13 protein-coding genes are annotated in these 12,590 nt (G+C 64.8%); 8 read left to right on the top strand and 5 right to left on the bottom strand.

The window, feature by feature from the left end:
• Nucleotides 1-4: 4 nt before the first annotated feature.
• On the bottom strand, nt 5-964 hold the full coding sequence (locus QPR87_RS17975) for a zinc-ribbon domain-containing protein (protein ID WP_285050677.1): 960 nt from the start codon (nt 962-964) through the stop codon (nt 5-7).
• Between the two features lie 124 nt (nt 965-1,088).
• Here QPR87_RS17975 and QPR87_RS17970 point away from each other — a divergent pair, with 124 nt between their 5' ends.
• The 5 genes from QPR87_RS17970 to QPR87_RS17950 all read left to right on the top strand — a co-directional run bounded on the left by QPR87_RS17970 (nt 1,089) and on the right by QPR87_RS17950 (nt 5,276).
• Nucleotides 1,089-1,763: a cell division ATP-binding protein FtsE gene (locus QPR87_RS17970; RefSeq protein WP_011748306.1), complete on the top strand. Its 675-nt coding sequence runs from the start codon at nt 1,089-1,091 to the stop codon at nt 1,761-1,763.
• A complete protein-coding gene (locus QPR87_RS17965; protein ID WP_011748305.1) occupies nt 1,760-2,689 on the top strand; it encodes a cell division protein FtsX in 930 nt (309 codons plus the stop codon). The genes QPR87_RS17970 and QPR87_RS17965 overlap by 4 nt, the downstream gene beginning before the upstream one ends.
• On the top strand, nt 2,689-3,471 hold the full coding sequence (locus QPR87_RS17960; RefSeq protein ID WP_104493595.1) for a lysophospholipid acyltransferase family protein: 783 nt from the start codon (nt 2,689-2,691) through the stop codon (nt 3,469-3,471). The genes QPR87_RS17965 and QPR87_RS17960 overlap by 1 nt, the downstream gene beginning before the upstream one ends.
• A gap of 117 nt (nt 3,472-3,588) precedes the next feature.
• Nucleotides 3,589-4,518, top strand: coding sequence for an ABC transporter ATP-binding protein (locus tag QPR87_RS17955; RefSeq protein WP_011748303.1), 930 nt, complete (start codon nt 3,589-3,591; stop codon nt 4,516-4,518).
• Nucleotides 4,515-5,276, top strand: a complete 762-nt coding sequence (locus tag QPR87_RS17950) for an ABC transporter permease (RefSeq protein ID WP_011748302.1) — start codon at nt 4,515-4,517, stop codon at nt 5,274-5,276. Before QPR87_RS17955 ends, QPR87_RS17950 begins: the two co-directional genes overlap by 4 nt.
• Nucleotides 5,277-5,280: 4 nt before the next feature.
• Here QPR87_RS17950 and QPR87_RS17945 read toward each other — a convergent pair whose 3' ends face one another.
• Complete coding sequence (locus tag QPR87_RS17945) at nt 5,281-5,592, bottom strand: hypothetical protein (RefSeq protein ID WP_230999251.1); 312 nt, start codon at nt 5,590-5,592, stop codon at nt 5,281-5,283.
• Between the two features lie 62 nt (nt 5,593-5,654).
• Nucleotides 5,655-6,125 (bottom strand): hypothetical protein, encoded by a 471-nt coding sequence (locus QPR87_RS17940; protein WP_285050676.1) that lies wholly within the window; start codon nt 6,123-6,125, stop codon nt 5,655-5,657.
• Between the two features lie 106 nt (nt 6,126-6,231).
• Between QPR87_RS17940 and rimO the strand changes: the two genes are divergently transcribed.
• The 3 genes from rimO (at nt 6,232) to ettA (ending at nt 10,276) form a co-directional block, all read left to right on the top strand.
• Nucleotides 6,232-7,614, top strand: a complete 1,383-nt coding sequence (gene rimO, locus QPR87_RS17935; protein ID WP_285050675.1) for a 30S ribosomal protein S12 methylthiotransferase RimO — start codon at nt 6,232-6,234, stop codon at nt 7,612-7,614.
• 76 nt (nt 7,615-7,690) lie between these two features.
• On the top strand, nt 7,691-8,548 hold the full coding sequence (locus QPR87_RS17930; RefSeq protein WP_285050674.1) for a sulfotransferase family protein: 858 nt from the start codon (nt 7,691-7,693) through the stop codon (nt 8,546-8,548).
• A gap of 72 nt (nt 8,549-8,620) precedes the next feature.
• Nucleotides 8,621-10,276 (top strand): energy-dependent translational throttle protein EttA, encoded by a 1,656-nt coding sequence (ettA, locus tag QPR87_RS17925; protein WP_011748297.1) that lies wholly within the window; start codon nt 8,621-8,623, stop codon nt 10,274-10,276.
• Nucleotides 10,277-10,334: 58 nt separating this feature from the next.
• On the opposite strand, the gene QPR87_RS17920 is transcribed toward ettA, so the two are convergent.
• Together QPR87_RS17920 and QPR87_RS17915 are read right to left on the bottom strand one after the other, a co-directional pair.
• Nucleotides 10,335-11,342 carry a putative rhamnosyl transferase gene (locus QPR87_RS17920; RefSeq protein ID WP_230999248.1) on the bottom strand — a complete coding sequence of 336 codons (1,008 nt, stop codon included), beginning with the start codon at nt 11,340-11,342 and terminating at the stop codon, nt 10,335-10,337.
• A gap of 56 nt (nt 11,343-11,398) precedes the next feature.
• On the bottom strand, nt 11,399-12,520 hold the full coding sequence (locus tag QPR87_RS17915; RefSeq protein WP_158659321.1) for a glycosyltransferase family 61 protein: 1,122 nt from the start codon (nt 12,518-12,520) through the stop codon (nt 11,399-11,401).
• Between the last annotated feature and the right edge of the window lie 70 nt (nt 12,521-12,590).

The following is a 12,590-nucleotide window of genomic DNA, read 5'->3' as shown; positions in this document are numbered from 1 at the left end:
CGTGCTATTCGCCCAGGATGCGGTCGTGCAGCCAGAGCCGGCCATGATCGATGTGCTGGCGCAATCCGGCAAGCCAGTTGCCGCCTTCATCGGCCGGGATCTGCGGCGCCAGCGCATAGAGCGCCACCACCCCCAGCGCCAGCATGGCGGCAAGGCCGAAACCCGTGGCATAGCCCGTCCTATCGCGTCGCACCGGCACGATGGCGGGGACGGGTGCTTCGCGCAGGCTGCCGGTTTCGGCGGGTTGGCCGGATCCGGCTTCCGGCGCGGCGGGCCGGATCAGCGATGCGGCGGGCGAGGGCGGTTCTTCGGCCTGGGCTGCCGCATCGGGCTGCGGCGTGACCGAGCGGGTAAGGGTGGCGGCCAGTTCCTCGGCATCGGGCAGGACGGGGGCCGCTACCGGCTGGGGCCGATCCTGCGGTGCAGGGTCAAGGGCCGGATCGGCTGCGCCCGGGCTTTCGGGCAGGGGAGCGGCCTGGGTCTCAGTAGGAGCCTCAGCAGGTCTTTCAACGGAAGTCTTGTCGGGCAAGGAGGCGTGGCCGGCCTCGGTCACGGTCACGGCGGGCCAGTCGACCAGCGGCTCGGCCTCTGTCCCGTTTTCCGCTGCGCTGTGTTCCGGCCGGGCTGCATCCGGCATGTCCTGCGGCACTTCGGCCACCGGCTTCGCGGGATTGTGATCGGCGGTGGGCGGGCGCATTTCCGTCTGGCGGGCGCGCAATTCCCGGGCGGCCTCTTCGCGCAGGATGGCCAGCACCGATTCGTCCAGCGGCCGGTTCAGCACCGGGCGTGCCTCGGGGGCATGGGGGTCCCGCGGGCCGGCTTCGGGCGGCAAGGCGGATTTTCCGGGCCTTGGCTGGCGCCAGACATGGCCACAGGCCGAGCATTCGACCTCGCGCCCCGAGGCGGGAATGGCGGATTCCGCAATCTCGTATTGGGCTGCGCAGCGGGGGCAGGTCAGGCGCATGGGCTGGTCTTTCGGCTCCGGTCGGGGATGGTTTCGATCATGCGGGCGTCTCGCATTCGCCGCGCGACTGTTCTATCAAGCCAGGAACCGCGCGCCAAGCAGCCCGCTCGGAAAGGGACCACCAGTGATCGAGATGCAGAACCTGTCCTTCGGCTACAGCGGCAACGATCCGTTGCTTGCCGACATGTCGCTGACGCTACAGCCGGGTTCCTTTCATTTCCTGACCGGCCCGTCGGGCGCGGGCAAGACCACCTTCCTGCGGCTGTGCTATGCCGAACTGATGCCGAGTGCGGGGCAGATGACGGCATTCGGCCAGGACGTGCGCACGCTGTCGCGCGACGGCATCGCCGCGCTGCGCCGCCGGGTGGGGGTGGTGCATCAGGATACGCAGTTTCTTGACCACCTGCCGGTGGCGGAAAACATCGCGCTGCCGTTGCTGGTTTCGGGCGAGCAGATCGACATGCCGGCCCTGGGCGAGCTTCTGGCCTGGGTGCAGCTGTCCGGCCACGCCCGCGCCATGCCGCCCGAGCTTTCCGGGGGCGAGCGGCAGCGCGCCGCCCTGGCCCGTGCCGTCATCATGTCGCCCGACCTGATCCTGGCCGATGAGCCGACGGGCAACCTGGATTGGGACATGTCGATGCGGCTTTTGCAGCTGCTGATCGAACTGAACCGTTCTGGCAAGGCGGTGCTGATCGCCACCCACGACCTGAACCTGATCCGTGCCGCCAAGCAGCAGGTGCAGGCGCGGGTGCTGCGCATCGCGGGCAAGAGGCTGCAACTGGCGGGAGCGGACCTGTGAAGAAAGCCGATCTGAAATCGCTGGACCTGGCGGCGCTGTGGCGGGGGCTGACCCGGCCCGACCCGGCGGGCACGGACCGCGTGGTGCCGCCGACCGGCTTTACCGCGCAGCTGACGGTATTCTCGGCCGCCGCCATGGCCTTTCTGGCCGTCTTTGCCCTGGCCCTGGCGCTGGCCACCGGCCGGTTGGCCGAACGCTGGTCCACCGAACTGGCCCAGACGGTGACCGTGCGCATCTCGGCCCCCGATGACCAGATCGACGAGCAGACCGTCACGGTGATGGAGGCGCTGAAGACGACCCCCGGCATCGCCGAGGCCCGATTGCTGCCCGATGACGAGGTGGAAAGGCTGCTGGAGCCCTGGTTCGGCCCGGATGTCCCGGTCGAGGCCCTGCCGGTGCCGCGGCTGATCGAGATCACCGAGGCCGCCGACGGTTTCGATGCCGCGGCGCTGCGCCTGCGGCTTCAGGGCGAGGCGCCGGGCGCGGTACTGGACGACCATACCCGCTGGCGCCAGCCGCTGGTTTCGGCCGCGAACCGGCTGCGGGTGCTGGGGCTGGTCTCGCTTTTGCTGATCGGCGCGGCTTCGGGTGCCATGATCACGCTGGCGGCCAAGGCGGCGCTGGCGGCGAACGGGCAGGTGATCCGCGTGCTGCGCCTGATCGGCGCCCGCGACATCACCATCGCCACCGCCTTCGTGCGCCGCTTTACCCGCCGTGCCGCCATGGGCGCGGCCGGGGGCACGGCGCTGGGAATGGGGGCGATCTGGGCGCTGCCCTCGATGGACCAGGCGGGAAGCTTCCTGACCGGGCTGGGATTCCAGGGCTGGGGCTGGCTGTGGCCGCTGCTGATCCCGCCCGTGGCCGCCGCGATCGGCTTTGTCGCCACCCGCTGGGCGGCGCTGAAGATGCTGCGCGAGGTGCGCTGATGAGTGCCTATCACCCGCGCCGGGCCTCGATTCTCGACTGGCCGCGTGCGGTGCTTTACTACCTTTACGTGGCGCTGGTGACCCTGGTGCTGGGGCTTTGGGGCCTGCCGCAGGTGCTGGTCCATCCCGAACGCGCGCATCGCGTGGCCAGCCTGTGGCTGGGCCAGATGCTGGGCGCGGCGCGGGTCATCCTGGGCGTGCGCATCGAATATCGCGGCACGCCGCCCGCCGGCGACTGCATCGTCGCCTCGAAACATCAAAGCTTTCTCGACATTCTCGCGCTGGCCCACGCCTGTCCGCGCCGCGCCTTCGTCATGAAGCGCGAGGTGCTGCGGGTGCCGATCATGGGCTGGTTCGCGCGCAAGGTCGGCTGCATTCCCATCGACCGCGCCCGGGGCAAGGAGGCGATGAAGCAGATCATCGCCGGGGTCGAGGCCGCCCGCACCCGCCCCGGCGGGCTGGGCCAGTTGATCATCTATCCCGAGGGCACCCGCACCCGGCCGGGGCAGAAACTGCCCTACAAGCACGGCGCAGGCACGATCCAGCGCGCCACCGGCCTGCCGATCCAGCCGGTGGCGGTGAATTGCGGCCTGTTCTGGCCCAAGCGCGGCATCCCGGTCCGGGGCGGCACGGCGGTGATCGAGTTCCTGCCGCCGATCACCGTCGGCCAGCGTTCCGGCGCGGTGATGGAACTGCTGGAGGCGCGGATCGAGGCCGCAAGCGACCGCCTGCTGGCCGAGGCCGGCGGCCTGCCCGGAACCACGCCCGCGCCGGCGGCCTGACGCCTGACGCAAGGGCAGGGGCAGGGCCGAAGCGTTTTCGGCATTGCGCCCGGTCGCGGTTGCGGTCCAACCTGCCCGGCGGATTCGCGGGCCTTCGGGCCAGAACAGGGGGACGGGATGCGTCCGATCATCGACATCGACCATGTTTCCAAGCGCTATGACAGCGGCACGGTTGCGCTGAACGACGTCTCGCTGCAGATTGACGAGGGTGAGATCCTGGCGCTGCTCGGCCCGAACGGGGCGGGCAAGACCACGCTGATCTCGATCATCTGCGGCCTTGTGGTGCCGACCGGCGGCACGGTCCGCGTCGGCGGCCACGACATCCGCAAGGACTGGCGTGCGGCGCGCAAGCTCATCGGTCTCGTCCCGCAGGAGATCGCGCTGGAGCCCTTCGAGAGCGTCATCGACTGCGTGCGCTTTACCCGCGGTCTTTACGGCGAGCCGCCGGATGACGCTTATATCGAGCGGCTGCTGAGCAGCCTTGCGCTATGGGACAAGCGCGAGGCCAAGACGCGTGAGCTGTCGGGCGGCATGAAGCGGCGGGTGCTGATCGCCAAGGCGCTGTCGCACCGGCCCAAGGTGCTGTTCCTCGACGAGCCCACCGCCGGGGTGGATGTGGCCCTGCGGCGCGAGATGTGGCAGGTGGTCCGGGAACTGCGCGCCGAAGGCGTGACCATCATCCTGACCACGCATTACCTGGAGGAGGCCGAGGACATGGCCGACCGCATCGGCGTCATCAACCGGGGCGAGCTTTTGCTGGTCAAGTCCAAGGACGAGCTGCTGGGCGAGTTCGGCAAGAAGCATCTGACCGTCTCGCTTTACGAACCGCTGCGGGCCCTGCCTGCCGAACTGGCCGGGCGCGGGCTGGTCCTGTCCGCCGACGGGCGGGAGCTGGGCTATGCCTACGACACCCGGGCCGAGCGCACCGGCATCGCCCATCTGCTGGCCGAACTGGCCGAGCGCGGCATCGCCGTGCGCGACGTCTCGACCAAGCAGAGCAGCCTCGAAGAGATCTTCATGTCGCTGGTCGAGGAGGAAACCGCATGAACTGGCGTTCCGCCCGCGCCGTCTTCGGCCACGAGATGGCGCGGTTCTTCCGCACGATCTGGCAGTCGCTGGCCTCGCCGGTGCTGTCCACGGTGCTTTACTTCGTTGTCTTCGGCGCCGCCATCGGCGGGCGCATCCAGGCGGTCGAGGGCGTGCCCTACGGCGCCTTCATCGTGCCGGGCCTGATGATGCTGACCGTGCTGCAGCAATCGGTGGCCAATGCCAGCTTCGGCATCTATTTCCCGAAATTCGCCGGCACGATCTATGAGATCCTCGTCGCCCCCACCGGCTGGATCGAGGTCACGCTGGGCTTTGTCGGCGCCGCCGCCGCCAAGGCGGTGATGATCGCGCTGGTGATCCTGGTGACAAGCTTCTGGTTCACCGGGGTCCATATCGCGCATCCGTTCTGGATGCTGGCCTTTCTGTTCCTGACCGCCATCGCCTTTTCGCTTTTGGGCTTCATCATCGGCCTTTGGGCCAAGAATTTCGAGCAGTTGCAGATCGTGCCGATGATGGTGATCACGCCGCTGGTGTTCCTGGGCGGCGCCTTCTATTCGGCCTCGATGCTGCCGCCCTTCTGGGAGGGCGTGGCCAAGCTCAACCCGGTGCTTTACCTGATCTCGGGCTTTCGCTGGAGCTTTTTCGGCTTTGCCGACGTGCCGGTCGGGCTTTCGCTGGCGGCGGTGGCGCTGATGATCCTGGTCTGCATGGGTGCGATCCGCTGGATCTTCCTGACCGGCTGGCGGCTGCGGGAATGACGGCTCAGGCCGGGCAGGGCACTGCTGCCTTGCCCATCCGGGCCGCATGGAGATTTAAGGCCGTCCTTTGCTGGCTCAGCCAGGTTTCCGCCGTCTCGCGTCCCTGCGCCTGCGCCAATTGCCGATAGGTGGGGCCAAGCCGTTCGCGGTTGGCCCAGATCGCGCAATCCAGCGGCCCCGGCGCCATTTGCACGACGCTGCTGGCGGCGCTGCCTTGCTTCGGCAACGGCGCGGAATCGGTCCCCGCGCCTTGCGCTCCGGCCGCAGTCGCCCAGAACAGGGCCATGGCAGAGATGAGAATCCGCTGTCGAACCATGTGCCCTCTCCTCGTTTCCTCCCCACTTCGGCAAGTGTGGCACGATGCTGCGGTCCTGTCAGCTATTTCCTCCCGCACAGCCGGGTCTGCGGATCCAGCCGGACATAGTCCCGGGCCGAGATCTTGTGCATTTTCAGCGAATGCTTCCATTGCGTGTTCCACATGCGCAGGATGCCGCCCCGATAATATTGCGCCATCAACTCGTCCACGATCGGCGGGATGATGTTGGTGCCAGGGATGCGCGGCGCGTGAAAGCCGACCGTCGCCTTCGGTCCCAGGCAGGCATTGGGCAGGGTGATGTAGATCGTGCAGGCCGAGCGGCAATAGCCGCGCACCTCGACCGGGCGGCCGCTGGCGGCCAGCTTGTTGCGGTAGCGGATCGCGTCGACGACATTGCCGCCGCGGTTGTTCATGATGACGATGGGCTTGCCGCGCGGCTGCGCCTCGGCCGCGGTGGGGATGGCGGCGATGCCGGCACCCAGCCCCAGAGACAGGGCAAGTGCCATGGAAATGTGGGTCAGGAAAGAACGCATGCTCATGTCCCTTGCTATGCCTCGCCGAACGCCCAAGTCCAAATGACGTTCCGGCGAGCCGCGCTTGCCGCTTAACAAGCGCCGCGCCCCGCATTATATGCCGGCCATGAGCCAGAACCCGCCCCTGTTGCGCCCCGATCTAGCCCCCGCGCCCATCTTCGACACCAGCCGGAGAGAGGGCCAGCCCACCATCGGCATGGTCAGCCTTGGCTGTCCCAAGGCGCTGGTGGACAGCGAGCGCATCCTGACGCGCCTGCGGGCCGAGGGCTATGCCATCAGCCCCGACTACAAGGGCGCCGGCGCGGTGATCGTGAACACCTGCGGTTTCCTGGACAGCGCCAAGGCGGAATCGCTGCAAGCCATCGGCGAGGCGCTGGCGGAAAACGGCAAGGTGATCGTGACCGGCTGCCTGGGCGCCGAGCCGGAATACATCACCGGCGCGCATCCGTCGGTGCTGGCCGTGACGGGACCGCAGCAATACGAACAGGTGCTGGATGCGGTGCACCACGCGGTGCCGCCCAGTCCCGATCCTTTCGTGGACCTGCTGCCGGCCTCGGGCGTCAAGCTGACGCCGCGCCATTACAGCTATCTGAAGATTTCCGAGGGCTGCAACCACGCCTGCAAGTTCTGCATCATCCCGGACATGCGCGGGAAGCTGGTCAGCCGTCCCGCCCATGCGGTGATCCGCGAGGCCGAGAAGCTGGTCGAGGCCGGGGTGCGCGAATTGCTGGTGATCTCGCAGGATACCTCGGCCTACGGGCTCGACCGCAAGTTCGCGACCGAGCGCGGGCACCGGGCGCATATCACCGACCTGGCGCGCGACCTCGGGCAGCTTGGTGCCTGGGTGCGGCTGCATTACGTCTATCCCTACCCGCATGTGCGCGACCTGATCCCGCTGATGGCCGCCCATGGGGAATCGGGGGGGCTGGTGCTGCCCTATCTGGACATCCCCTTCCAGCACGCCCACCCGGACGTGCTGAAGCGGATGGCCCGCCCCGCCGCGGCGGCGAGGACGCTGGACGAGATCGCCGCATGGCGCGCGGTCTGTCCCGACATCACGCTGCGCTCGACCTTCATCGTCGGCTATCCGGGCGAGACCGAGGCCGAGTTCCAGACCCTGCTGGACTGGCTGGACGAGGCGCAGTTGGATCGCGTCGGCTGCTTCCAATACGAAAACGTCAAGGGCGCGCGAGCGAACGACCTGCCGGATCACGTTCCCGACGATGTGAAGCAGGATCGCTGGGACCGCTTCATGCAAAAGGCGCAGGCGATCTCCGAGGCGAAGCTGGCGGCCAAGGTCGGCAGCCGCATCGAGGTGATCGTGGATGCCGTGGACGGCGACGGCGCCACCTGCCGCACCAAGGCGGATGCGCCCGAGATCGACGGCAACCTGTTCATCGACGAGGGATTCGAGGATCTGGCCCCGGGCGACATCGTCAGCGTCACCGTGGACGAGGCGGGCGAATACGATCTTTGGGGCCGGCTATAGGCGGCGACAATCGTTCCGGTTGTGGCAGTCGCGCCGCTGGCTTAATCAGGGGTTGCGACACAACAAGGCGGCATGGATGAACTGGGATCCCGAAGGCAGGCCCCGCAAGCCCGATTTCCTGGGCATCGGTGCACAAAAGGCCGGCACCACCTGGCTGTCGCAGATGCTGGGCCAGCATCCCGACGTCTGGGCGCCTCCATTCAAGGAGGTGCAGTTCTTCAACCATCGCTTTATCGAGGAGCATCGCAAATGGCTGCCCTGGCATTTTCGCCGTGGCCGCCAGAACATCGAGAAACGCTGGGCCGCCCGCGGCGAGGAGATGCCGCGCGACATGGTGCGCTATCTGGACCGCATCACCCGCGAGCCGATGTTCACCAACCATTGGTACAAGCTGGTCTTCGCCCCGGCGCCGCAGGGGACAAGGACCATCGACGTCACCCCGGAATATTCGACCCTGCCGCCGGAAGGCGTGGATTTCATGGCGAAATTCCTGCCGCAAGCCAAGTTCGTCTATATCATTCGCCACCCGGTCGACCGGGCCATCTCGCAGCTGAAGATGAACCTGAGCCGCGCCCGGCGAAAGCCCGCGACCGTCGAGGACTGGCTGGCCGAGGTCGAAGACCCGGTGCTGATGGATCGCGGCGACTACATGCGTTATGTGCCGCGCTGGAACGCGCATTTCGGTCCCGACCGGCTGCTTTACCTGCCTTTCGGCATGATCGCCCGCGATCCGCTGGGCTTCCTGCGCCGGGTCGAGGACTTCCTGGGCCTTCGGCAGCATGACTATCGCGACCTGGGGAAAAAGGTCTTTGCCTCGGACAACACGCTGGTCGTTCCCGACAAGGCTCGCGCCCGGCTGCGCGAGAAGCTGGAGCCGCAGTTCGGCTTTCTCGAACAGGCCTTCGGCCCGGAATTTACCCGACAGTTCCGCTGAGCCTTCCCCTTTCGCCCCTGCTCGACTACATAGCGGCCAGATTCATACGGATTTCAGAGACGGGGAAAGATCATGGCCTCCTACCAGTTCGTTTACCACATGGACGGGGTGTCCAAGACCTATCCGGGCGGCAAGAAGACCTTCGAGAACATCCGCCTGAACTTCCTGCCCGGCGTCAAGATCGGCGTCGTCGGCGTCAACGGCGCCGGCAAATCGACGCTTCTGCGCATCATGGCCGGCATCGACAAGGATTTCACCGGCGAGGCCTGGGCCGCCAAGGGCGCGACCGTCGGCTACCTGCCGCAGGAGCCGCAGCTTGACCCGGCGCTGAACGTGCGCGGCAACGTCATGGAGGGCGTCAAGGCCAAGCAGGCCAAGCTGGACCGTTATAACGAACTCGCCATGAACTATTCGGACGAAACCGCCGAAGAAATGGCGAAGCTTCAGGACGAGATCGATGCCGAGAACCTCTGGGATCTCGACAGCCAGATCGACATCGCGATGGAGGCGCTGCGCTGCCCGCCGGACGATGCCGACGTGGAAAGCCTCTCGGGCGGGGAACGCCGCCGGGTGGCGCTGTGCAAGCTGCTGCTGGAACAGCCGGACATGCTGCTTCTGGACGAGCCGACCAACCACCTGGACGCCGAGACCATCGCCTGGCTGCAAAAGCACCTGATCGAATATCCCGGCACCATCCTGATCGTCACCCACGACCGCTATTTCCTGGACGACATCACCGGCTGGATCCTGGAACTCGACCGCGGCCGCGGCATCCCCTACGAGGGCAACTACTCGGCCTGGCTGGAGCAGAAGGCAAAGCGGCTGGAGCAGGAAGCGCGCGAGGACAAGGCCAAGCAAAAGACGCTGGAACGCGAGCTGGAATGGATCCGCGCCGGCGCCAAGGCGCGGCAGGCCAAGCAGAAGGCCCGGATCAACGCCTATAACGAACTGGCCAGCCAGTCCGAGCGTGAAAAGCTGTCGAACGCCCAGATCATCATCCCGAATGGCGAGCGGCTGGGCAATAAGGTGATCGAGGTCGACGGGCTGAAGAAAGCCATGGGCGACAAGCTGTTGATCGAGAACCTGTCCTTCAGCCTGCCGCCGGGCGGCATCGTCGGCGTGATCGGCCCGAACGGCGCCGGCAAATCGACGCTGTTCAAGATGCTGACCGGGCAGGAACAGCCCGACGCGGGCGAGATCACCTATGGCGACACGGTGAAGCTCAGCTATGTCGATCAGTCCCGCGATGCGCTGGACCCGAACAAGACCGTCTGGGAGGAAATCTCGGGCGGGGCCGAACAGATCGAACTGGGCGATGCGACGATGAACAGCCGCGCCTATGCTTCCGCCTTCAACTTCAAGGGCGGCGACCAGCAGAAAAAGGTCGGCCTGCTTTCAGGCGGTGAGCGCAACCGCGTGCACATGGCCAAACTGTTGAAATCCGGCGGCAACGTGCTGCTGCTCGACGAGCCGACCAACGACCTGGATGTCGAGACCCTGCAGGCGCTGGAGGCGGCACTGGAGGATTTCGCCGGCTGCGCGGTCATCATCTCGCACGACCGCTTTTTCCTCGATCGACTTTGCACGCATATCCTCGCCTTCGAGGGCGATGCGCATGTCGAGTGGTTCGAAGGCAACTTCGAGGATTACGAGGCCGACAAGGTCCGCCGCCTGGGCCCGGATTCCATCGAGCCGAAGCGGGTGAAATACAAGAAGTTCACGCGCTGACAAGATAAGGGCCGCTGCGAAATCGCAGCGGCCCTTTCAAGCTTCGATCCCCTGCCGCTCAGGATGCGCTTTCCTGCTTTGATGAACGCGCGCGGCGTTTTCCGGGCGCTTTTCCGGCAACCGTGGATGCAGGTTGCGTTGCGCTTTCCGATTTCTCGATGGTTTCGGGCGTGGTCTTTTGCGACATTTCCGGTGGTGCTTCCGTCGTCTCGGCAGCCGCGGGCGTTATCGCAGTATCGAATCTGCACAACGCGAGCCCTTCGGTGGTCAGGTAGTCGAAATGGCGCTCGTATATACGCTGAAGTTCTGAATGCGGTGCTTTGCGCATGCCGCGTTTGCGCAGAATCTCGGGCGCATGCCGGGGCGTGTCATTGTCGCCGCGATGGGTAACGATATTCGGGAAATGCGGATCGGTCACGGCCGTCATCCTGAGCGGGATCTGGTAGTGGCCAAAATCAAAGATGGTTCGGCCGGCGCTGCGAACTGCTGCACCTGCGCTGAAGAAAGGGCTATACCAGTCGTAGATACCCTCTGTCGGGCCATCCGTAATACAATAATATTGCTGCGAAAAGCTGATTCCGAAATTACCATTGCGCCACATTCCCGAGGCGTGGCGGCGCAATCGGCGAATGTATTCCTTTGAAACACAGTCGTCGTCATCAAGTCGGAACTGAACCGAATTGGGTAAAGACCAGTCCTGTTCCTCGGCGACCATGCGTATCGCATCCGAGATATGCATCGGTGGAACGAACTTCAGGATCACCCGCTTATCCGCTGCGCAAATATCGGCCAGCTGGCGCCTGTATTTTTCCGGCATGCGATCCGAGGAGACGACCAGGAAGCTGAAATTCGGATCGGTTTGATGCGTCAGCGAGCGAAGCGTCAGGTGCTGGAACGTCGCAAGCCTGGCCTCGATGCGGCGAGGCTCGAACAGTTCCTTGACCTTCTCGGCGTAAATCTCTTCGAGCGCCTCTTCCGGCTGATTGCGATAAGCCTTCCAATCGCCCCGGCCCAGCATCGAGAAACGGCATACGCCTACGATGTTGATGTCCTGCTCTTTGACCAAAACCTGATCCCCACTGGTTATGTGGCTACTATTTCTCTGCCGAAACGCGGCTGAAATTATTGCGGTGACTCATGATCCGCCACATCTCTCGGCGATCTCGTCAAGGCGACCTTGGCGCGCTTGCTGGCTTCCTCGACGCTGGTTGCGATTTCTTCTTCACTCGGGCTTTCCCAACCCTCGGCACTATCGATGAACCCTTTTTCGACCAGATCGAGGGCGAGCTTGCCATGGTCGATTTCACCCCAGCTCAGGTGGTTGGACTTATCCTGAAGCGGATCCATCCAGTTTGCAGCCAATGCATCGATGATCTCGGGATCGCGGCCTATCATTCCTTGAATTTGGGCGGCGATGGATTCATGCGCATTGTTATCCCTGCGCAAGATGAAGCCTATATTCTTGGAAGGATCCGCCACCATTCCGGCGATATGAAAAGCGGAACTGTCCACCCCCAGGATATGGCTTGCGGACTTGTAGTAACGAAGCTGGTCGGTCAGCGCCATCTTTTCGGGGTGCATGATCTCATAGCCATTGCGGATCATATTGCGTTCCATGACGGATTCTGCAACAATTCCCCCGCGGCCGTTGAATTTCGTGCGCGAGATATAGATCTTCCGTGGATTGTCTGCCGGCAGGCGATCCGCAATCTGGCGCATCCTGGCACGAAATTCGGGAGTGCCCTTGGCAATTCGACCCAGGCCAAAGCCCTGCCCGGGCACATAAAGCTCCTCTACGCTGATCGGCTCCCGGGCGATGGTGACCTTGACCTTGAGATTCAGAAGTTCCCAAAATTCGCTTTGATACTTCTGGAAATCCTGCAGGTCGGGGTGCTTGGGAACGAAAATGACCGTTTCGATCTCGTCATGGTCGAATGCCCAGCAGCGCGACATGGTTTCGGTCATGAAATGGCCGAAATGGCCATAATAAAGGCCGCCCCACATATGCTTGCCCTTCAGGCGCTTGCCAGGTCCGGTCTTTTCGGTGACGGCACGCGTCATTCGAATGCCGCCGCGCCATGTCGCCGCATGGGGACAGTCCCCAAGGTCCGAAACGACGCCGCAGATCGGGCGGCCGATCATCGTCGTCGGGGGGACGACAACGGCGTCGTGGACTTGAACGATTTCGCGGGACCAGCCGTGGTCAGGGTCTGGCTCGATCTTTCCAAGTTGCTGGAGCTTCAATTGTTTGGTCCATGAATAGATAGTTCATGGTCTTTTATGCGAACAATTTAGACATTTCCAGCCTTTGTGC

The organism is Paracoccus sp. SSJ, assembly GCF_030234105.1.
Classification (GTDB): Bacteria; Pseudomonadota; Alphaproteobacteria; order Rhodobacterales; family Rhodobacteraceae; genus Paracoccus; species Paracoccus denitrificans.
This window is presented reverse-complemented; position numbering and strand designations above follow the sequence as displayed.

What these genes read in the sequence shown, in the direction of transcription:
- QPR87_RS17975 (WP_285050677.1), bottom strand. Translation starts at nt 964, where the DNA reads ATGCGCCTGACCTGCCCCCGCTGCGCAGCCCAATACGAGATTGCGGAA.
- QPR87_RS17960 (WP_104493595.1), top strand. Translation starts at nt 2,689, where the DNA reads ATGAGTGCCTATCACCCGCGCCGGGCCTCGATTCTCGACTGGCCGCGT.
- QPR87_RS17955 (WP_011748303.1), top strand. Translation starts at nt 3,589, where the DNA reads ATGCGTCCGATCATCGACATCGACCATGTTTCCAAGCGCTATGACAGC.
- QPR87_RS17950 (WP_011748302.1), top strand. Translation starts at nt 4,515, where the DNA reads ATGAACTGGCGTTCCGCCCGCGCCGTCTTCGGCCACGAGATGGCGCGG.
- QPR87_RS17945 (WP_230999251.1), bottom strand. Translation starts at nt 5,592, where the DNA reads ATGGTTCGACAGCGGATTCTCATCTCTGCCATGGCCCTGTTCTGGGCG.
- QPR87_RS17940 (WP_285050676.1), bottom strand. Translation starts at nt 6,125, where the DNA reads ATGCGTTCTTTCCTGACCCACATTTCCATGGCACTTGCCCTGTCTCTG.
- rimO (WP_285050675.1), top strand. Translation starts at nt 6,232, where the DNA reads ATGAGCCAGAACCCGCCCCTGTTGCGCCCCGATCTAGCCCCCGCGCCC.
- QPR87_RS17930 (WP_285050674.1), top strand. Translation starts at nt 7,691, where the DNA reads ATGAACTGGGATCCCGAAGGCAGGCCCCGCAAGCCCGATTTCCTGGGC.
- ettA (WP_011748297.1), top strand. Translation starts at nt 8,621, where the DNA reads ATGGCCTCCTACCAGTTCGTTTACCACATGGACGGGGTGTCCAAGACC.